Source organism: Pelagibacterium sp. (assembly GCF_048264985.1).
Taxonomy (GTDB): Bacteria; Pseudomonadota; Alphaproteobacteria; order Rhizobiales; family Devosiaceae; genus Pelagibacterium.
This window is the reverse complement of the sequence record NZ_JBLXCL010000001.1, coordinates 1266213-1286982: the sequence shown is the minus strand read 5'-3', so window position 1 is coordinate 1286982 and position 20770 is coordinate 1266213. Positions and strand designations below refer to the sequence as shown.

21 protein-coding genes are annotated in these 20770 nt (G+C 59.3%); 13 read left to right on the top strand and 8 right to left on the bottom strand.

Annotated elements, in window-relative coordinates:
• The 6 genes from ACN0TA_RS06305 to fabD all read right to left on the bottom strand — a co-directional run bounded on the left by ACN0TA_RS06305 (position 1) and on the right by fabD (position 5830).
• Positions 1-873, bottom strand: a complete 873-nt coding sequence (locus ACN0TA_RS06305; protein ID WP_417580913.1) for a YicC/YloC family endoribonuclease — start codon at positions 871-873, stop codon at positions 1-3.
• Positions 874-898: 25 nt separating this feature from the next.
• On the bottom strand, positions 899-2044 hold the full coding sequence (gene mltG, locus ACN0TA_RS06300; RefSeq protein WP_417580911.1) for an endolytic transglycosylase MltG: 1146 nt from the start codon (positions 2042-2044) through the stop codon (positions 899-901).
• 240 nt (positions 2045-2284) lie between these two features.
• Complete coding sequence (gene fabF, locus ACN0TA_RS06295) at positions 2285-3547, bottom strand: beta-ketoacyl-ACP synthase II (RefSeq protein ID WP_417582076.1); 1263 nt, start codon at positions 3545-3547, stop codon at positions 2285-2287.
• A gap of 32 nt (positions 3548-3579) precedes the next feature.
• A complete protein-coding gene (locus tag ACN0TA_RS06290; protein WP_090595791.1) occupies positions 3580-3816 on the bottom strand; it encodes an acyl carrier protein in 237 nt (78 codons plus the stop codon).
• 207 nt (positions 3817-4023) lie between these two features.
• On the bottom strand, positions 4024-4761 hold the full coding sequence (gene fabG / locus ACN0TA_RS06285) for a 3-oxoacyl-[acyl-carrier-protein] reductase (RefSeq protein ID WP_417580908.1): 738 nt from the start codon (positions 4759-4761) through the stop codon (positions 4024-4026).
• Positions 4762-4882: 121 nt separating this feature from the next.
• Positions 4883-5830 (bottom strand): ACP S-malonyltransferase, encoded by a 948-nt coding sequence (fabD, locus tag ACN0TA_RS06280; protein WP_417580906.1) that lies wholly within the window; start codon positions 5828-5830, stop codon positions 4883-4885.
• Between the two features lie 556 nt (positions 5831-6386).
• Here fabD and rpsF point away from each other — a divergent pair.
• The 10 genes from rpsF (at position 6387) to ACN0TA_RS06230 (ending at position 15960) form a co-directional block, all read left to right on the top strand.
• Positions 6387-6761, top strand: a complete 375-nt coding sequence (gene rpsF / locus ACN0TA_RS06275; RefSeq protein ID WP_417580904.1) for a 30S ribosomal protein S6 — start codon at positions 6387-6389, stop codon at positions 6759-6761.
• Between the two features lie 14 nt (positions 6762-6775).
• The gene (gene rpsR / locus ACN0TA_RS06270; protein ID WP_408636241.1) at positions 6776-7030 is read left to right on the top strand and encodes a 30S ribosomal protein S18; all 255 of its coding nucleotides are present in this window, start codon (positions 6776-6778) and stop codon (positions 7028-7030) included.
• An 86-nt stretch (positions 7031-7116) separates the two neighbouring features.
• Positions 7117-7728 carry a 50S ribosomal protein L9 gene (gene rplI / locus ACN0TA_RS06265; RefSeq protein WP_417580902.1) on the top strand — a complete coding sequence of 204 codons (612 nt, stop codon included), beginning with the start codon at positions 7117-7119 and terminating at the stop codon, positions 7726-7728.
• A 185-nt stretch (positions 7729-7913) separates the two neighbouring features.
• Positions 7914-9404 (top strand): replicative DNA helicase, encoded by a 1491-nt coding sequence (locus tag ACN0TA_RS06260; RefSeq protein WP_417580900.1) that lies wholly within the window; start codon positions 7914-7916, stop codon positions 9402-9404.
• Positions 9405-9473: 69 nt separating this feature from the next.
• Positions 9474-10607: an alanine racemase gene (gene alr, locus ACN0TA_RS06255; protein ID WP_417580898.1), complete on the top strand. Its 1134-nt coding sequence runs from the start codon at positions 9474-9476 to the stop codon at positions 10605-10607.
• 77 nt (positions 10608-10684) lie between these two features.
• Complete coding sequence (radA, locus tag ACN0TA_RS06250) at positions 10685-12079, top strand: DNA repair protein RadA (RefSeq protein ID WP_417580896.1); 1395 nt, start codon at positions 10685-10687, stop codon at positions 12077-12079.
• A complete protein-coding gene (locus ACN0TA_RS06245; RefSeq protein ID WP_417580894.1) occupies positions 12072-12875 on the top strand; it encodes a DUF429 domain-containing protein in 804 nt (267 codons plus the stop codon). Before radA ends, ACN0TA_RS06245 begins: the two co-directional genes overlap by 8 nt.
• An 89-nt stretch (positions 12876-12964) precedes the next feature.
• Complete coding sequence (locus ACN0TA_RS06240) at positions 12965-13573, top strand: CvpA family protein (RefSeq protein WP_417580892.1); 609 nt, start codon at positions 12965-12967, stop codon at positions 13571-13573.
• 193 nt (positions 13574-13766) lie between these two features.
• On the top strand, positions 13767-15227 hold the full coding sequence (gene purF, locus ACN0TA_RS06235) for an amidophosphoribosyltransferase (protein WP_417582074.1): 1461 nt from the start codon (positions 13767-13769) through the stop codon (positions 15225-15227).
• A 1-nt stretch (position 15228) separates the two neighbouring features.
• Positions 15229-15960 carry an SDR family NAD(P)-dependent oxidoreductase gene (locus ACN0TA_RS06230; protein ID WP_417580890.1) on the top strand — a complete coding sequence of 244 codons (732 nt, stop codon included), beginning with the start codon at positions 15229-15231 and terminating at the stop codon, positions 15958-15960.
• Between the two features lie 61 nt (positions 15961-16021).
• Here the strand turns inward: ACN0TA_RS06230 and der are convergent, their stop codons facing one another.
• Both der and ACN0TA_RS06220 read right to left on the bottom strand, forming a co-directional pair.
• The gene (gene der / locus ACN0TA_RS06225; protein WP_417580888.1) at positions 16022-17476 is read right to left on the bottom strand and encodes a ribosome biogenesis GTPase Der; all 1455 of its coding nucleotides are present in this window, start codon (positions 17474-17476) and stop codon (positions 16022-16024) included.
• Between the two features lie 109 nt (positions 17477-17585).
• Positions 17586-18371, bottom strand: a complete 786-nt coding sequence (locus ACN0TA_RS06220; RefSeq protein WP_417580886.1) for a tetratricopeptide repeat protein — start codon at positions 18369-18371, stop codon at positions 17586-17588.
• Between the two features lie 98 nt (positions 18372-18469).
• Here ACN0TA_RS06220 and ACN0TA_RS06215 point away from each other — a divergent pair, with 98 nt between their 5' ends.
• The 3 genes from ACN0TA_RS06215 (at position 18470) to bcsN (ending at position 20764) form a co-directional block, all read left to right on the top strand.
• On the top strand, positions 18470-19165 hold the full coding sequence (locus ACN0TA_RS06215) for a helix-turn-helix transcriptional regulator (protein ID WP_417580884.1): 696 nt from the start codon (positions 18470-18472) through the stop codon (positions 19163-19165).
• A gap of 184 nt (positions 19166-19349) precedes the next feature.
• Complete coding sequence (locus ACN0TA_RS06210; RefSeq protein ID WP_417580882.1) at positions 19350-19562, top strand: hypothetical protein; 213 nt, start codon at positions 19350-19352, stop codon at positions 19560-19562.
• 242 nt (positions 19563-19804) lie between these two features.
• A complete protein-coding gene (bcsN, locus tag ACN0TA_RS06205; RefSeq protein WP_417580880.1) occupies positions 19805-20764 on the top strand; it encodes a cellulose biosynthesis protein BcsN in 960 nt (319 codons plus the stop codon).
• Positions 20765-20770: the final 6 nt, after the last annotated feature.

The window sequence follows — 20770 nt, the reverse complement described above, 5'->3', positions numbered from 1 at the left end:
TTACTCAAGATTCTGGACCTGTTCACGTAACTGATCGATAGCCGCCTTGAGGTCAAGCCCGATCGCCGTCAGGCTAACATCATTGCTCTTTGAACACAGGGTGTTGGCTTCGCGATTGAATTCCTGGCTCAGAAAATCGAGCTTGCGCCCAACCGGGCCGCCTTTGCCCAATAGATCGCGGGCGGCATTGACGTGGGCGGTAAACCGGTCGAGTTCTTCGGCAATGTCGGCTTTGGTGGCGAGCACAGCCGCTTCCTGATGCAGTCGGTCCTCGGACAGGCCCTTGTCGGCGTCCAAAAGGGTCGCAACCTGATCGCGCAACCGATCGAGGATGGCGTCACGCGAGCGGGACGGATGGGCACGGGCCGCCTCCGAGAGAACAGCGATTTCCTCAATCCGCTGGGCAATAATGGCCCCCATACGCTCGCCCTCGCCGCGACGCGTCTCGACCAGCGCATTGACAGCAACGCCGAGGCAATCGAGCACGGATGCGTGAAGCCGCTCTTCGACATCGGGTGTCAATTGAGGGTCTTCGGCTTCCATGACGCCCTTGAGGGCCAGGATAGCCTCGATTGAAGGCTTCCGGGCGCCCAGACGCTTACCCAGGCTCTCGACAAGGGTCAGGACACGATCAAGCGCACGTTCATTGACCACAAGTTCGGCATCTGCGGCGTGACGCTGGAGATTGACGAAAATCGAAACCGAACCGCGCGCCAGCTTCTCACCGACAATGCGCCTGATATCGCCGTCGAGGACGTCGAGACCGGGCGACAGCCGCGAGCGTATATCGAGCCCGCGTCCGTTGACCGACTTGATTTCCACAAGGATGGAGTAGCCATCGCTCTGGGCAGAGGCGCGCCCAAATCCGGTCATTGATGCAAGGGGCTGTCCCATAGGGTTACTGGCTTTCGGCTGCTGGCTCTTCCGGGGACGCCGCTTCGCCCGCCTCTGCGGCTTCCTCGGCTTCTATGGCATCCATTTCCGCCTGCGCTTCGGCATCGGCGGCATCCTCGGCGGCCTGGCGCTCGATTTCCCGATAGGCGGCAACGTTTTGCTGATGCTCTGCATAGGATTCGGCAAAAACGTGACCATCGGACGGCACTGCACCCTTTGCAACAAAGTAGAGATACTCATGTTCGTCGGGATGGGCGACAGCGCGCAGCGAGTCGATGCCGGGATTGGCGATCGGTCCGGCGGGCAGACCGTCGATCTGGTAGGTATTGTAAGGGGTAACCTGATCAATTTCAGAGCGGCGCAGACCACGCCCGAGCGCACCCTGCCCCAGTGTGATGCCGTAAATGATTGTGGGATCGGATTGCAGGCGCATGCCGATCCGCAAGCGGTTGACGAACACGGCGGCAACCTGAGGCCGCTCACTGGCCAAGCCGGTTTCACGCTCGACAATGGACGCCAGAATAACAAGGTCGGCTGGCGTATCGATCGGCAGGTCTGCCTCGCGTCCCTCCCAGATTTCGGCCAAAGCCTCGTCCATCGCCGCAGTCATCGCGTCGATCACCGACTGGCGGGTATCGCCACGACGATACGAATATGCGCCAGGCAGCAGGCTGCCTTCGGGGGGCAGGACTTCGATATTGCCGGTCAGGTCCGAATCCGCGTTGACCCGCTCGACGACCTGCCACGAGGTAAAGCCCTCAGGCACGACCACCTGATGCTGGACGGGGGTACCCTCGGTCAGTTCCTGGATGATTTCGAGCATCGACGCATTGGCAGCGATGTTGAATTCGCCGGCACGCAGATCGTCGCCACGGCGCAGCAGTCGCGAACCATAATTGAAAACATCGGCGTTGGAGATGAACCCCTGCTCTTCGAGCCGAGTCGCAACCGTGCCAAGGACATTGCCGGACTCGACAACAAAGCTGCGCTCTTCCTCAAACGGTCCATCGGCATTGAAGACCGTCACGCCATAGATGAACACACCGGCGATCCCCAGCAGGGCGAGCAAAATGAGTGTCAGCAGGCCATTGAGGGCTTCAAAAAAGCCATTGGATGAGCGGCGGCGGTTCTTTTTCTTGCGGTCGGCCATGCGGTCGAATTCCGTCCCTTGGGTCTGGCACGGGCCTTTAGCCCGTCATTCTCAGGAAAGTCTGTGCGCGAATCCCCTAACGCTGTCCGTCATATGGGGCAAAAAATCGGGCGAAAACAAGAGTCAAATGCCCCTGCGGACTCCACGTTCGCACTGCGATCTTGCAAGCTTTGCGTCAGCACTTCCGGTCTGCCGCATCAGGACGCCAGACCGATGTCAGGATCAGTGGAAAGGCGCCGGTCAATCGGCGGTGCGGAAAATCAGCGAAGCGTTCGTGCCGCCAAACCCGAAGGAATTGGACAGAGCGACGTTGATTTCCTTTTTCACCGGCTTGTGCGGGGCCAAATTGATGACCGTTTCGACCGACGGTGCATCGAGATTGATTGTCGGCGGCGCGATGTTGTCGCGCATGGCCAGCAACGAGAATATCGCTTCGATCGCCCCGGCTGCACCAAGCAGATGACCGACTGCCGATTTCGTCGAACTCATCACTGCGTTGGCGGCTGCGTCACCAAGCAGGCGCGTTACAGCGCCAAGCTCAATCTCGTCGCCGAGAGGGGTCGAGGTGCCGTGCGCATTGATATAATCGATATCGGCAGCCGAAATCCCCGCGCGCTTGAGCGCTGCAGACATGGAGCGGAAGCCGCCATTGCCGTCCTCGGCAGGGGCTGTGATATGATGGGCATCGCCCGACAGGCCATAGCCGATCACTTCGCCATAGATATGGGCGCCGCGGGCCTTTGCATGTTCATACTCTTCCAGCACAACAATACCGGCGCCCTCGCCCATCACGAACCCATCGCGGTCCTTGTCATAGGGACGAGAGGCTTTCTCGGGGGTATCATTGAACCCCGTCGAAAGGGCACGGCAGGCGGCAAAGCCAGCCAGCGAGAGACGGTTAATCGGTGATTCCGCGCCACCGGCCACCATAACATCAGCGTCGTCGAGAGCGATCAGGCGCGCGGCATCGCCGATGGCATGCGCGCCAGTGGAACATGCGGTCACGACCGAATGATTGGGGCCCTTGAGACCATGCTCAATGGAAACATAGCCCGATGCCAAATTGATCAAACGGCCGGGAATGAAAAAGGGGCTGATGCGGCGCGGGCCTTTTTCGGCGAGCGTGATGGACGCATCGTAGATGCCGCCGACGCCGCCGATCCCGGACCCGATAAGAACGCCTGCACGCTCCTGCTGATCAAGGGTCTTTGCCTCATAGCCGGAGTCGCGGAGCGCCTGGGTGGATGCAGCCATGGCAAAGACGATGAAAGGATCGACCTTGCGCTGCTCCTTTAGCTCCATCCAATCATCGGGATTGAACTTGCCTTCGGCGGTGTCCCCCATGGGGATGCGGCAGGCGATCTGGCATGCCAGATCGCCAACCTCAAAGTCGGTAACACGCTGCGCGCCAGATTTGGACGCTAGTATATTTGACCAGACAGTCTCGTGTCCAACGCCCAGTGGGCTGACGATACCAAGACCGGTGACGACGACGCGGCGCATTTTCATGGGCTCAAGCTAACCGGCAAAGCCGATTATGCAGTTGCCTTGGTGAGGAAGGCAACGGCGTCACCGAAAGTCTGGATGGACTCGGCGGCGTCATCGGGGATTTCCACGCCGAATTCTTCTTCAAAGGCCATCACGAGTTCGACCTGATCGAGCGAATCCGCCCCCAGATCATCCATGAAGCTGGCCTTTTCAGTGACCTTGTCGGCCTCGACGTTGAGATGCTCCACGACGATCTTACGGACGCGATCTTCGATGTCGCTCATAGTGTCTTCCTTTTTTGCAGACTAAAGAGTTCGTTGTTTAACGCTCTACCTCTGGGCAGGGAATGTACCCCTAATGCGCAGCGGCGGATTTTCTAGGCTTTTCGCCTTAATTTTCGACCTTCCGGCCACTGTGTGCCGGCGCAACTATCACACTTTGTTGTGCATGACCATATCGTCAAAGCAAGAGGACGCAAGTCCCTTTACCTATCAGATCATCACCATTCCACCATTGACGTTGAGCGTGTGGCCCGTGATGTAGGCTGCACCTTCGCTGGAGAGGAACACGGCAGCGGCAGCAACCTCCTGGGCGCTCCCCAGCCGACCGGCGGGGACCTTCTGCAGAATGGTATCCTGCTGCTTGTCGTTAAGCTCGTCAGTCATGGCTGAAGCGATAAAGCCCGGCGCTATTGTGTTGACTGTAATGCCGCGGCTAGCCACTTCGTAGGCCAGCGACTTGCTCATTCCAGCAAGACCGGCCTTGGAGGCAGCGTAATTGCCCTGTCCCGGATTACCGACGACCCCCACAACCGAGGTAATCGAGACGATGCGGCCAAAACGGCGCTTCATCATACCCTTGATCGCGGCGCGGGTCAGATGGAAGGGTGCGGTAAGGTTGATCTTGAGCACGTCATCCCACTCTTCATCTTTCATGCGCATGAACAGGTTGTCGCGAGTCATACCCGCATTGTTGATGAGAATATCGATGCCACCCATTGCCTCTTCGGCCTGGGGGACGAGTCGTTCAACCGAATCGAGATCCGACAGATTACATGGCAGGATGTGGGTCGTCCCCGAGATGTCCTTTGCGACATCCTCGAGCGCACCAACACGGGTGCCCGAAAGGGCGACTTCAGCACCCTGGGCAGCAAGCGCCCTGGCGATTGCCGAACCGATACCGCCGCTCGCGCCGGTGACCAGTGCGCGTTTTCCCGAGAGATCGAACATTTGGTGCTCTCCTTATTCTTCCAGAGCTTATTCGCTTCTCTTCGAATCGCGAAAAGGCTCTCAGTTTTTGATTTGTCGCGCAGTCAGCCCGTGAAAGTCTGCAACTTTTTATTGCAGCGCTTTAACTGCGTGCGGCGATGAAGGATTCGATATCGGCCTGAGTTCCAACGGCCTGCGTGGTGACATCCTTATTGATGCGCTTGGCGAGGCCGCTAAGAACCTTACCGGTGCCCAATTCGTACAGTTCGGTAACGCCGCCCTGCGTGGCGAGCCAATCGACCGATTCCGTCCAGCGGACCATTCCGGTGACCTGCTCGACCAGATGGCGGCGAATTTCGGCGGGATCGGTGATTGGCAAGGCCAGAACGTTGGCAACGAGCGGCACAACCGGAGCGCTCATTTCGACCATGGCGAGGGCAGATTCCATAGCTTCCGCAGCAGGCTCCATGAGAGCGCAATGAAACGGAGCGCTGACGGGAAGCGGCAGGGCGCGCTTGGCACCACGCGCCTTGGCCAATTCCATGGCCCGCTCGATTGCGCTCGCGTCGCCTGAAATTACCACCTGCCCTGGCGAGTTGTCGTTGGCGACATCGCAGACCGAACCCTCGGCTGCAGTGGCAGCAATCTCGCGAACAGCGTCCATTTCGAGGCCAAGAATGGCGGCCATGGCGCCCTTACCGACCGGCACTGCCTGCTGCATGGCGCGTCCGCGCGTCTGAAGAAGGCGCGCCGTATCAGAGAGCGAAAATGTACCGGCAGCGCAAAGGGCCGAGTATTCGCCCAGAGAATGCCCGGCGACATAGCTGGCGGCATCGGCGACGGTTACGCCGTTGGCCTCGAGCACGCGAACAACCGCAATGGATGCCGCCATGAGCGCGGGCTGAGCGTTTTCGGTCAGGCGGAGGGTGTCCTCGGGGCCTTCGAACATGATGTTGGAGAGCGCAACGCCGAGCGCATCATCGACTTCTTCGAATACCGCACGGGCCTCGGGATAGACCCGGGCCAGATCGTGCCCCATGCCGACAGCCTGGCTGCCCTGTCCGGGAAAGGTGAAGGCCGGTTTGGTCATGACGTCCTCTCGCACTATTCTTGTTCTCGCGGCAATTTGGAGCTGCTGGCGAACTATAGCAAGCACCCTGCCCGCGGATTGGCGGGCGAGGTGCCCGCAAAACCGGGCCAAGTCAAGGCGAAGTGGGCCTTCCGAGCTCTATTTCTGTGTGAAATCGAGGCCCACTGCCTTGATTGCAGCCTCAATCGGCGGAAGCGAGGTAGGGCCAACGCCGTGCAGAACCCGGCCAATAGAACCATCCTCTCTCTGCACTGTTTAGATAGCGCATAGCACGGTGGCGATCACAGGCCGCACCGAGACAACATGATTGGAGGTCAAGGATAAACCTTGCAATCGCACCCCGTTCGCTATAGATCACGCCAGCATTCGTTTGGCCGGGGGCTGAACGGAGGGTTGTTTATTGTGTCACAAACGCAAGAAACAATGGACCGATAGTTTGCTGGTCCGGCCTCCCGTGTTCCCGCTCTTTAGTAGAACCTTTGTCGCCTTTCCATGGCTACAAGGAGGCTCCGCGCCGACGATGTGAGTTGAACCTAGTTCTCAGGAAAGGCTGTTTATGCCCCTTTACGAACATATCTTTCTGTCGCGGCAGGACGTCTCCGCACAGCAGGTCGAAGACCTGACCAAGACCTATACCGACCTGCTTGCTGAAAACGGCGGCAAGGTTGCCAAGTCGGAATACTGGGGGGTCAAGTCGCTCTCCTACCGCATCAACAAGAACCGCAAGGCGCATTACACGCTGCTCAACATCGAAGCCCCGGCCAATGCCGTTGCCGAGATGGAGCGCCAGATGCGCATCAACGAAGACGTGCTGCGCTTCATGACTATCCGCGTGGATGAGCATGAAGAAGGCCCTTCGGTGATGATGCAGAAGCGTGACCGTGACGACCGCCCCGGTGGCGACCGTCCCCGCGGCCCGCGCCGCTTCTAAGGAGTAGATGAGCTATGGCTATTCGTGATCTTACCCAGTCGCAGACCCGTCGCCCCTTTCAGCGCCGCCGCAAGACCTGCCCGTTCTCGGGCGCTAACGCACCGACCATCGACTACAAGGATGTTCGTCTGCTCCAGCGCTATGTTTCCGAACGCGGCAAGATCGTGCCTTCGCGCATCACTGCCGTTTCGGCGAAGAAGCAGCGTGAACTCGCCCGCGCCATCAAGCGCTCGCGTTTTCTGGGCCTTCTGCCCTACGCGGTAAAATAAGCAGCGTTTGCTGCACACGTTGGGGGCTGGAAATCAGTCCGGCCCTCTAACCGTCCTTTGAGACGGGACAGCATTGGAGAATTAGAATGAAAGTTATCCTTCTCGAGCGCATCGGCCGCATGGGCACCATCGGTGACGAAGTGACCGTCAAGGACGGTTTTGCCCGTAACTTCCTTCTGCCCCAGGGCAAGGCGCTCCGCGCGTCGGAAGCCAACCGCGCCAAGTTCGAAGCCGATCGTCAGACAATCGAAGCCCGCAACGCCGAACGGCGTTCGGAAGCCGAAAAGAACGCTGAATCGCTCGACGGCAAGACCATCGTGATGGTCCGCCAGGCTGGCGAAACCGGTCAGCTCTACGGTTCGGTAACGGCCCGCGATATCGCTGACGCCCTTGTCGCCGATGGCGAAAAGGTCGAACGCAGCCAGGTTGACCTGGAGGGTCCGATCAAAACTGTCGGTCTGCACGAAGTTGCGCTGAACCTGCACGCCGAAGTGGCTGTGAAGGTGACTATCAACGTTGCGCGCTCTTCGGACGAAGCCGAGCGTCAGGCCGCCGGTGAAAACCTGGCCCGCAAGGATTACAACGACGAGGAAGAAGAGTTCGTCTCCCTCGCCGACATGGAAGACGAAGACTACGAAGCTGGCGAAGGCGAAACCGCTGCCGCAGCCGAAGAAGTCGAGCGTCAGCAGGACGCGTAAGCGTCAAAAACAATCGAATCGGAAAGGCCGGGCCCAGCGCCCGGCCTTTTTGTTTGTCGAGGCGCAGCAAAAGTTATCCCCATCCTTAACAGGGAAACGAATCAGGTAAGCTTGGTTCGGCATCTTCCCTTGCCTGCCGACGCAGCCGGGTTAAGAGAAGATAAACACCAATCCAAGAGACCAAGATGGAAGCTGTGAGACGGCTCGCGCCCGTCACGACCGAATCCGAGCCCAAGTACAAGACCGCCCCTCACAACATCGAGGCGGAGCAGGCCCTGCTGGGTGCGCTGCTGGTCAACAACGAAGCCTTCTATCGCGTCTCTGACTTTCTCGAACCTGACCATTTCTACGAGCCCATCCACCGGGAGATTTTCGGTGTGTGCGGCAAGATCATTCGCGCAGGCAAGACGGCAACTCCGGTTACCGCCAAAACCTACCTGCCGGACGATCTGCTCGAAGGCGTCACCATGGCGCAGTATCTGGCGCGACTTGCGGCAGAAGCGACAACGGTTTTGAACGCTGCGGATTATGGGCAGGCCATCTACGATCTGGCCATCCGGCGCAACCTGATCCTGATCGGCGAGGAGGTGATGGATACCGCCTACAATGCCGACGTGGAAAGCTCTGCCCAGATTCAGATCGAAGATGCCGAAAAACGCCTGTTCGATCTTGCTGAAAAAGGGCGGTATGACGGCGGCTTTCAGGGTTTCAACCAGGCACTTATCGAAGCGATCAACATGGCCGGCGAGGCCTATTCGCGCGACGGGTCTCTTTCGGGCACAGCAACAGGGCTGACCGATCTCGATAGGCTGATGGGTGGCCTGCAGCGCTCGGATCTGATCATCCTTGCCGCCCGCCCAGCCATGGGCAAGACTTCGTTGGCCACCAATATCGCCTTTTCCGTCGCCAAGGCATTCAAAGCCGAGCCGACGCCTGACGGGCATATGAAAACCATCAATGGCGGCGTTGTCGGATTCTTTTCGCTCGAAATGAGCGCCGAACAGCTCGCGACACGTGTGTTGGCCGAGCAGTCGGAAATTTCCTCATCCGATATCCGCCGCGGCAATATCCACGAGAGCCAATACACAAAGCTCGTGGACACCTCCAATATCATGGCGCAAGTGCCGCTCTATATCGACGACACCGGCGGCATCTCAATCGCTCAACTCTCGGCGCGTGCGCGTCGTCTGAAGCGCCAGAAGGGCCTCGATCTTCTGATCGTCGACTATTTGCAACTGCTGTCCGGCTCAAAAAAAGCGGGCGAGAACCGCGTGCAGGAGCTGACGGAAATCACGACGGGCCTCAAGGCGCTGGCCAAGGAACTCGAGGTTCCCATCATAGCGCTGTCCCAGCTTTCGCGTCAGGTAGAAAATCGCGAAGACAAGCATCCCCAACTCGCCGATCTTCGCGAATCAGGTTCGATCGAGCAGGACGCCGACGTCGTCCTGTTCGTCTATCGAGAAGAATATTATCTGGGCAACAAGGAGCCCAAGGAAGGCACACAGGAACATCTCGAATGGCAGGCCGAGATGGAAAAGGTGCATGGGCGCGCCGAAGTTATCATCGCCAAGCAGCGTCACGGCCCAACGGGCACCGTGCAGCTGCACTTCCAGGCAAACCTAACGCGCTTTTCCAATCTCGCCCGCGAGGATTATCTGCCAACGCGCGGTGAGTAGTCCCCTCCCCGGCTTGCCGCGCGGCTTGGTTTCGCGCTACGCCAGTTCGGAAGCGAATCGGCGGGAATTATGACCAGCTCAAAGACCATCCTTGGTGGCGGCATCACCATCGACCTGGACGCAATAGTGCGCAACTGGAAGGCGCTCGATACTGTATCGGGCAAATCGCTGACCGGCGCCGTGCTCAAGGCAGATGCGTATGGCACCGGAGCCAAAGCTGTTGGCCGGGCACTCTTTAAAGCCGGGGCGCGGTTTTTCTTCGTTGCCACCCCCGACGAGGGGGTTTTGGTACGCCAGGCAATTCCAAACGCGTTCATCTTCGTGCTGGACGGCCTGATACCCCGGACAGCGGCAGATTACGCTGCGCACGGGCTGATGCCCGTGTTGGCTTCGATGAGCCAACTGACCGAATGGCTTGATTTTTGTCTCAATCGGGGCAATGCGGCGCCTGCGGCACTACATTTCGACACCGGGTTCAATCGGGTCGGCTTTCGCATCAAAGAGGCTGAACTGGTGCGACGTGAACTCGACCAGTCCGGGTTCGAGCCACAGATGATCATGAGCCATTTTGCCTGTGCCGATCAGCCAAGTCACGAAATGACCCGCAAACAGAACGGACTGTTTCAGGGCCTGCTCAACCATTTCCCTGATGTGCCGGCATCGATTGCCAATTCAGCAGCGGTGATGAGCTCCAAGGAATATCACTATCATCTCGTGCGCCCTGGCATTGCCATGTATGGCGGACGGGCCATCAACGGCCGGCCGAACCCCATGGCACCGGTCATCGAGATGAATGTGCCCATTCTGCAGATCAAGGATGCGCGGATTGGGGAAACTGTGGGCTATGGCGCTGCCTACCGGCTGCGCCGGGACACGCGCATCGCCATAATGGCACTCGGCTATGCTGACGGGTATTTCCGCGGCCTATCGGGCATTGGCGGGCAGATGGGCGGGCGAGTTGCGGTAAACGGAACGATCGTACCGGTTCTGGGCCGCGTATCCATGGACATGACGGCCATCGATATCACGGACGTACCGGGCCTGGTGCAGCCAGGCGATCCGGTGGAAATCCTCGGGCCCACGATCACGATCGATGATGTGGCCGATACGGCCCGAACCATCGGCTATGAAGTGCTGACAACTTTGAATGGCCGGTTCCCACGCACATACGTCAATGTTCCCGACGGTGTGTCAGTCGACTGACACACTTTTGTTCCTCTTTTGTTCTTGTTGCTCGCGACAATGCGTTGTAGGATCGCTTCGAGTCCGGAGGATAATATTTGGCCAGATTGAAATCGAGCTTTGTCTGCCAGTCTTGCGGCAACGTCACGCCTCGCTGGGCAGGGCGGTGCGAGGCATGCGGCGAGTGGAACTCAATAGTCGAGGAGGTGGCGACCTCTGGCGTCGGCGCCGGCCCGAAAACGGCGGTTGCATCAGGACGCCCCGTGGAGCTTGTTCCCCTCTCGGGCGACAGCGAAGATGCTATTCGCATCGAAAGCAAGAACGGCGAACTCGACCGCGTGCTTGGCGGCGGCTTTGTCATGGGATCGGCCATTCTCGTGGGTGGCGATCCAGGAATCGGCAAATCGACATTGCTTTTGCAAGCTGCAGCGTCGTTGGCGCGGCAGGGCAAACGGGTGATCTATATTTCGGGTGAAGAAGCGATCGCCCAGGTCCGGTTGCGTGCGGCGCGGCTTGGCGTTGCTGACGCACCAGTCGAACTGGCGAGTGAGACGCATGTCGAGACGATTCTCGCCACCATCGAAAAGGGCAAGGCGCCCGACCTCGTAATCATCGATTCCATCCAGACCTGCTGGACTGAACGCGTGGAAAGCGCGCCGGGGACAGTGACCCAGGTCCGTACCAGCGCACAGGCTTTGACGCGGTTTGCCAAGAAGTCCGGTTCGGCCGTCGTGTTGGTCGGCCATGTCACCAAGGACGGGCAGATCGCCGGGCCTCGCGTCGTCGAGCATATGGTCGATGCCGTGCTTTATTTCGAAGGCGATACGTCGCTGACCTATCGCATTCTGCGGGGGGTGAAGAACCGCTACGGCGCGACCGACGAGATCGGCGTTTTTGAAATGGTTGGCTCGGGTTTGCGCGAAGTGCCCAATCCTTCGGCGCTGTTTCTCGATCAGCGCGATTCAGGGGCGGCGGGATCCGCTGTGTTTGCCGGCGTCGAGGGCACGCGCCCTGTGCTTGTGGAAATCCAGGCGCTTGTCGCGCCCTCTCCACTGGGCACACCGCGACGGGCAGTTGTCGGGTGGGATTCTGCTCGGCTATCGATGGTGCTCGCCGTGCTCGAGACACGATGCGGCGTCCGGATCGGGGCCAATGACATCTATCTCAACGTCGCTGGTGGGCTGAAGGTCAACGAGCCAGCCGCCGATCTGGCGGTCGCTGCCGCGTTGATTTCGTCGGTAACCAATTCTCCCCTGCCCGCCGACGCCGTTTATTTCGGCGAGGTCAGTCTTTCGGGCGGCATTCGCCCTGTGGTCCACGCCAATCTAAGAGTTCGTGAAGCCGCCAAGCTGGGGTTCGGATCGGTCCATACAGCAAAGCTCAATGCCAAGGAGCGCACAGACGGTGTGGCGCTCAACGAGTTTACTGCGCTCGCCGAACTTGTGGGGCGGATCGCGGCGGAAGGCGAAAAGCCCGCGGCGACAGATGACTAGGAGCGTTCTGGGGATCGATGCTGCATGGACGGCAAAGAACCCCAGCGGCGTCGCGGCGATTGCCGATCAAGGCACCGGTTGGCGGCTCATCGCTGCAGCCGCAAGCTATCAGGCCTTTAACATCGCGTGCGGACGATCAGATCATGACCCCGATACGGCGGATGCCCTGCTGGAATCGAGCACGCAGATCGTGGGTGCCCGCCCTGACTTAGTCGCTGTCGATATGCCATTGGCTCGCGGACCGATCACCGGCCGCAGAGTCTCTGACAATCTTATCTCCTCGGCATTTGGCGGACACGGCGCCAGTACGCATTCTCCCAACATGGAGCGACCAGGGGCCGTTGGCGCTGCATTCTCTCGCGGGTTTTCAGAGGCGGGTTATGACTTGGCCGTGGCGCAGCCAGACGGGCCAGCCATGATTGAAGTCTATCCCCACCCCGCTCTTATCGCACTGACCGGCGCCGCCAGACGCCTTCCCTACAAGATGGCGCGCATCCGAAAATACTGGCCGGAGCTAAACCCTGCCGAGCGTCGTGTCCGGCTCGTGGCCGAGTGGGCGGACATTATCAAACATCTGGAGACAGAAATTGGCGGCCTGGCCCTGCTGAACCCTCCTCCACCCGACGCACGGGGCGTTACACTCAAGGCGTTCGAGGACACACTTGACGCGGTGATCTGTTGCTGGATCGGCGCTTGTGTCCTCGATAAGCGGGCGCATGCCTATGGTGACGGCTTTTCCGCTGTGTGGGTGCCGATGCCCATTCGCAACGATAAAGTCGCCAAGAGCTGTGGGTGAAACGGGCTAAATCCCATGCAATCGCTTGGCTTTGCCACATTTAACCGCTAAACGACAGACAAACAGGGCTTGCTGGAGAACCGTCCCCCATGCTGACCGCTTTCGACATCGCCGTCGGAATTCTCGTTCTGATTTCCGCTCTGCTGGCGACGGCGCGCGGGTTGACCCGTGAAGTGCTATCGCTCGTCACATGGGCCGGCGCCGCAGCGTTTGCTGCCTACATGTTCTTTTACCAGCCCCAGATCGCGCAGGAATTCGTTGCCGATCCTCTGTGGGCAAACATTGCCACTGTGGTGGTCAGCTTCATTCTGGCACTGATCGTACTGCATCTGCTGACAATGAAGATCGGGGATTTCATCACCGATTCCAAGCTTGGGCCGCTCGATCGGACACTCGGCTTCGTGTTTGGCGCGCTGCGTGGCATTCTTATTGCCGTGGTTGTTGTTATCTTCGCCGACTGGCTGATCGGCGAAAACCCGCCCAATTTGCCGTGGTACGGAGAAGCACAATCGCTGCCTACACTGCGTTCGCTTGGTGACGGCCTGATCTCGCTTCTCCCTGAAAACCTCGAAGAACAGGTCAATGATCTGCTTCAGGGTGGCGGGCCGATCGAAGATCCGATCATCTCTGACGAAGGCGCAAACGATCCACAGCTTGAGACGACGCCGGAACCACCGGCAACGATCAACGGAGTGTGATATCGCCGCAGGCGTTATCGCGCCGTGTTGACTTGAATGGGTCGGGAGCGTAAGCCCCCGACTGACGGAGCGATTTTTGCGAAGCGCGCAAGGGTTTCCGAACCGCTCCTTTTATGTCCTCGCATCAATGGTGGATAATTTGAGCACGCTCCACGCGACGACAGGCGATCACCTGACAGGTCTTGCCCTTGAGATGGACGGCGACACTCTGCGCGAAGAGTGTGGCGTGTTCGGCATTTTGGGGCATAACGATGCCGCGGCACTGACCGCATTGGGGCTTCATGCGCTTCAGCATCGCGGACAGGAAGCGGCTGGCATCGTCTCTTTTGACGGCAAACGTTTCAGTTCAGAGCGCCATCTTGGCCTGGTAGGCGATCATTTCACCGACGCCGCCACACTTGGCCGACTGCCCGGCAACATCGCCATGGGCCACGTGCGTTACTCGACGACCGGAGAAACCGTGCTGCGCAATGTGCAGCCGCTGTTTGCCGAACTTGAGGTCGGCGGTATTGCCATCGCCCATAACGGCAATCTCACCAACGGGCTCTCGCTGCGCAAGCGGTTGATCGCGCAGGGCGCTATTTGCCAGTCCACCTCAGATACCGAAGTGGTTCTCCATCTGATCGCCCGTTCGCAACGCACCGGGTCTGCCGACCGGTTTATCGACGCGCTTGGCGCGATCGAGGGTGCCTATGCGATGGTTGCTATGACGCGAACCAAGCTGATCGGCGCGCGCGACACCAATGGTATCAGGCCCCTGGTGCTTGGCGATCTTGACGGGAAACCGATTTTTGCATCGGAAAGCTGCGCCCTCGACATCATCGGTGCAAAGTTTGTGCGCGATGTCGAGAATGGCGAAGTGATCGTCTGCGAGATACAAAAAGACGGTTCGATCTCGATCGACAGTTTCAAGCCCTTCAAGGCCCGCCCCGAGCGCGTATGTCTATTCGAGTACGTTTATTTCGCACGGCCTGACTCGGTCGTTTCCGGTCGTTCTGTCTATGCGGCCCGCAAGGCGATGGGCGTCAACCTCGCCAAGGAGAGCCCCATAGAAGCCGACGTTGTCGTGCCGGTTCCCGATGGCGGCACCCCTGCGGCGCTCGGCTATGCCCAGCAGTCCGGAATTCCGTTCGAATACGGCATCATCCGCAATCATTATGTGGGCCGGACCTTTATTGAGCCAACCCAGTCCATTCGGGCGCTCGGGGTCAAGCTCAAGCATTCAGCCAATCGTGCGGTGATTGAAGGCAAGCGCGTCGTGCTCGTCGACGATTCCATAGTACGCGGCACGACGTCGCTTAAAATCGTGCAGATGATCCGCGATGCTGGCGCCAGTGAAGTGCATATTCGCGTGGCCAGCCCAATGATCTATCATTCAGATTATTACGGCATCGACACGCCCGACCCAGACAAGCTGCTGGCCAACCAGTATGCAACGCTGGAGGATATGTGCCGCTATATCGGCGCGGATTCGCTGGCGTTCCTGTCGATTGACGGGCTCTATCTCGCTGTTGGCGGGGAAAAGCGCAATGCCAAGGCTCCGCAGTTCACCGACCACTATTTTACCGGCGATTATCCAACGCCGCTCACCGATCTGGAGGGGCGCGACAAGAATGACCCCAAGCAGATTTCGATGCTGAGAGAAGCCGTATAGCATGACCGATACTCAAGACCTTGCCGGCCGCGTTGTGCTGGTAACCGGTGCCTCGCGTGGGCTGGGCTATGCCGCTGCAAAGAACGCAGCTTCGCGCGGTGCGCATGTAATCGCCGTTGCCCGAACAGTGGGTGGGCTAGAAGATCTCGACGACGACATCCAGGCACTGGGGTCCTCGACCACGCTTGTTCCCATGGATTTGACCGACGGTGAAGCGATCGACCGTCTTGGCGCTGCGATTTTCGAGCGTTGGGGACAACTCGACGGGCTGATCGGCAATGCCGGCGCTCTGGGCGTTCTCAGCCCCCTGCCCCACGTCGCGCCCAAGGACTTCGCCAATGTCTTTGCTGTAAACGTAGAGGCAAATTTCCGGCTGATCAGGTCGCTCGATCTTCTGCTGCGTCAGTCCGATGCCGGACGCGCAGTGTTCATCTCATCAGGCGCGGCGCTTTCCGCGAAACCCTATTGGGGCCTTTATGCAGCATCCAAGGCTGCGCTCGATGCCATGGTCAAAGCCTATGCTGGAGAAATGGCAATCACCGAGGTGAAAGCCAACATCTTCTATCCCGGCCAGGTCCGCACGGCGATGCGCGCCAAGGCTATGCCGGGCGAAGATCCTCAGACGCTGCCTTCGCCTGACGAGGTCGCACCCAGGATCGTCGATCTTGTTTCGCCAGCCTATGACAAGAGCGGCATGCGTGTTGATATCCTGACAGGCGAGGAGCCGCTCTAGGCTAAGCCCAGACATTTCACCGAAAAAAAGGCCGGGCAAATGCCCGGCCTTTTTTTACTTGTCATTTCCCGTCGTCATCGACGTAAGGGTTCTTACCGCCACGGACCCAGAGGCGGATCGGCGTGCCCGGCAGATTAAAGTCCTGCCTAATGCCGTTGACGATGTAGCGCTGATAAGCCTTGGGCAAGGCGTCAGGACGCGAAGCAAAGACAATGAAGCTGGGCGGGCGCGTCTTTGCCTGAGTCATGTAGCGCAGCTTTAGGCGGCGGCCTGAAACAGCCGGGGGCGGATGATGTTCGATCATCGCCGCCAACCAGCGGTTCAGCTTGGCCGTACGAATTTTAATGTTCCAGGTGCGCTCTATCTCGAAGACAGCTTTCATCAGCTTATCGATGTTGCGACCCTGCAGGCCCGACATAGTGACGAGCGGCACGCCGCGTAATTGCGGCAGCAGGCGCTCGCACTGCTCACGCAGTTCAAGGATCTTGGCGTTCTTGTCCTCGATCAGATCCCATTTGTTGACGGCAATGACCAAGGCCCTGCCCTCACGTTCGACAAGATCGGCAAGCGCCAGATCCTGTTTTTCGAATGGGACCGTTGCATCGAGAAGCAGGACCACGACTTCAGCATATTGTATCGAACGCAAACTGTCGGACACGGAGAGCTTTTCGAGCTTTTGCTGCACGCGCGACTTGCGACGAATTCCTGCGGTGTCGACAAGATTGATCACCCGCCCCTCCCACTCCCAGGGGACCATGATCGAGTCGCGGGTTATTCCCGCTTCGGGCCCGGTCAGCAGGCGCTCTTCGCCAACCATGCGATTGATGAGCGTCGACTTGCCTGCGTTGGGACGGCCGACAATGGCGACGTTGAGATAACGGTTGGGGTTCCAACGCATCGGCGCCGTATCGCCGGCCTGATCCTCGCCTTCGTCTTCGTTTACGTCGACGTCAACGGCCGGCTTTTCCACCATGTCATAGTCTCGTTCCGCCTCGGCAGCAGCGGCCTTGACCTCTTCGGCCTTGTCGACGGCCTGAGACACGATCGAGTACAGGTCGGCGAGGCCCAAGCCATGTTCAGCCGACAGCGGGATCGCCTCACCGAAGCCAAGTGCATAGGCTTCAACGAGGCCGGCTTCTGCAGCACGGCCCTCGGCCTTATTGCCGATGACATGGATTTCCTTGTTGGCCTTACGCAACAGACGGGCAAAATGCTCATCGGTCGGGGTCAAACCTGCACGGGCGTCGATCATGAACAGGATAACGTCAGCTTCGACGACGGCCATTTCAGTCTGGCGGCGCATACGCGCTTCGAGGCTGTCGTCATTGGCGTCTTCATACCCGGCGGTATCGACCAGAGTGAAGGTCAGATCACCGATACGGCCCAGCCCCTCCCGGCGGTCGCGCGTGACGCCGGGTGTGTCATCCACAATAGCGATTTTCCTGCCAACCAGACGGTTGAACAAGGTCGACTTTCCCACATTGGGGCGGCCGACGATGGCGACGGTTACGCTCATATCAGTTCACGCTCTTGCTCGTGGTCACCGCCCCAAAATACGCACGATGCCCGGCGGCAGGAGTGAAAACCACTCTTGCCGGCAACGCTAGCGACGGTGAAATCGCACATTATTCGGCTTCGGCTTCAGCTTCCAGCGGCTGACCGACGGTATCCAGGCTCGGCGACTCGGCGGGCACTGTGAGCTGGTTGGGCACCGGCCCGCCCGGCGCAGCCGTACCAAGCAGATCTTCGCTCACGTCCACACCAGTCGACGCAAGCTGTTCGAGATAGATAAAGGCACGCAGCTGAATGTCCTGCCCACCATTGGGGTCTGCCGCCATGGCTTCGAAATTTGCCCGCGCTTCATCAATATTTCCGGCCCGGTAGTGAGCCAGTCCAAGCGCTTCGCGTGCGCTGTTGCGCATGGCGTTGTCATCGCCGGTCAAGCCACCGACGCGTTGCTCCACGGCGCCGACATCAAGATGGTCAACAGCGAGATAGCCGCCAAGAATGTAGGCGAGCTCGCGCAGACGGCGCTGATCGAGACTGGCTGCAAGGGCGTCATACTCGCCAAGCGCCGCATCGATTTCGCCCTGGTCTGCCAAAAGGGCAGCTTCCTGGAAACGCGCCAGGATCGCGTAACCTTCGGGCCCACTGGCTTCAAGCTCGGCAAAGGCGACCTCGGCACTTGAAACATCGCCGCTTTCGACAAGATCAAGCGCGGCATAGTATTGATCGGAGGCATTGGCGGCGGTGCTCGTACGGTACCACTTCCAGACTTCATTAGCAGCAACCAGCAGCACGATCAGCACCGCTCCACCGATGATGAACGGCGCAAAACGCCGCCAGAAGGCTTTCAGCTTGTCGCTGCGCAGTTCTTCTTCAACTTCGCGCAGGAAGGAATCGTCGCTCATCAGGGGTATCCGGGCTATCTAAAATTTGGCCGGACAATAGTGGTCCCTTCCCTATAATGCAATGTCGCAAACGACCGGATTCGCAGGCTAATTCGAGCATGGACAAGACCGAACGCCTATTTGCCATCATGGACGCCCTGCGGCGGCACCGATTGCCGGTGACCGCGGCGCAACTGGCACATGACCAGGGGGTGTCGGTGCGTACGCTCTATAGGGACATCCAAACACTTATCGGTCTGGGGGCGCCGATTGAGGGTGAAGCAGGCGTTGGCTATATGTTGCGTCCCGGCTTTTTTCTGCCGCCGCTCATGTTTTCGTCCGACGAACTCGAGGCGCTGGTCCTGGGCGCGCGTTGGGTTGAGGCGCAACCCGACGTTGAGTTGTCCGCGGCTGCGCGCAACGCCCTAGCCAAAATCGCCACCGCCAGCCCCGAGGATTTGCGCGACCGGATTTCCGATACAGGCCTTTGGCCCGTCAGGGTGACCGCCGTCCGAGCCCCTCTGCCCCTGCTAGCGCTTGTTCGCAAATCCATGCGGGCCGAGCGGGCACTTCTGATCGAGTATGAAGACGAAAAGGGAAACGCATCGGCGCGCGAAATCTGGCCGGTGCAGATCGCCTTTTACGAAAACAAGCAGATCATCGCCGCATGGTGCACGCTTCGCAATGCGTTTCGCCACTTTCGCACAGAGCGGATCGTCGACGCGCAATTGGCCGAGACGCGTTATGGCCGCAGGCGGGTGGCACTCGCCGATGCGTGGCACGCAGCTTGGGACGGCGAGCACTGGGGCCGATAGCCTTTTGCCTGCACTTCACCGGACCTTTCTGGAGCCTTAACGCGGCGACTAAAATCGATGAATACAATTTTAGCTGCAATAGAGCGTGTTTCCAGCCTTCGCTTTACCACTTGTCCCATAGCAAGCATTTTCCAGGCTGCGCACAGAATGGTGCGTTTGACTTCGAACTAGAAAGGTTTGTGTTATGGACGAAGTTGCGCGTTATGAATGGTTTGCCCCCGGCCCTCACGGCCAGCGGGAGGTCGCGGCGTTCTGGATTGCCGGATCATTGAGCAAAATCGAACAGAGAGCCAAACGCGAGCACGGCCCTGACGGCAACAAACCTTCAGGCTTTGAGCTTATTGTGGCGGCTTGCATTGCCATTGCAGCAATCGGCACAACGCTTTTGCTGCTCTAGGCCGACCGTCCGGTTTGGGCCGGCGGAGATATAGCCAATATCTGCTGGGAACAAAGGCGTCGGGAGCATCTGGTCAGGTCGCTCTTTGCGCTATAGTGTCGCAAGAATCGAGATATCGTGGGGCCATGTCAGGCTCGGGGGCGCGGTGATGTCGGAGTGCGTCGGGTAAGGCAGCCGCGGGCAGCGGATTTGCATCCCGATGTGGAAGTAGCGCATTTCAGTAGTATGGCGGATCCCCGACCATGGTGCATTATTTTGCACACGCCCAAGGCCAGGGCATCAAGCTCCCGACGATCAAGGCGCATCCGGCGCAAGCCAAAAGATTTGCGAGCTTTGGCGCCATGATCGCGACTGCAGTGCTCCTTGCAGCCTGTTCGACCACCCAAGTCCAGACACCGCGTACGGCAACGACGGTGCCGCTTCACGAAGCGATGGTCTTTCCACCGCCGGGTGGCCCGGCAATGATATCGGTCGTGGAAACCAATTACGCCAATGCAGTTCGCCAGGAAATTGCCCTGGCGTCGAACGCGCGAACACCAGGTGAAAACCACCTCACAATCACGCGCTTTCTAACGCGCGGCGGTGACGGGAATTTCGGCGAGCTTGGTGATCCCATTGCCGATAATCAGGATCTCTATACGGAAGCATCGGCTGCATTTCCCGAAGTTTCGATGCTGGTCTCGCCGTTTTACGTCCAGAATTATTATGGCCCGTTCGGGTACGCAGTGGGAGGCGCCCCCACCGGGGACAAATGCGTTTATGCACGCCAGCGAATCGAGCCGGCGACCGCCACGACAGGGCGCGTAACCCGCGGCTCTGTGGTCATCCGTATGCAACTCTGCGACCGCACCAGCAGCGAGCGTGCGCTGCTCGACATGATGTTTGCCATGCGGTTACGCGATCCTGTTTTCCAACCATGGCGCGCATCCCCAATCATCGGCACGCCGGGCGCCATCATCCTGCCCCAGACAAGCAGCGGCTTTCAGAATGTGCTGGACCTGCCTGAAGCGCAGCCTCCACGTAGCACGACGCGACCGGCACCTGTGGCGCAAGCTGCGACACCCTCCTCCACTGCAACGACGCCCCCACCACTGCCACAACCGAGCGGACCGATCGTGCCCCTACCGGGCGGCGGGACTGCGGGCAGCGGCGCCAACAGCAACAGCACAGTCGTCGTCCCTGCCCCTCCTGGAAGCAGCTAAAGGCCA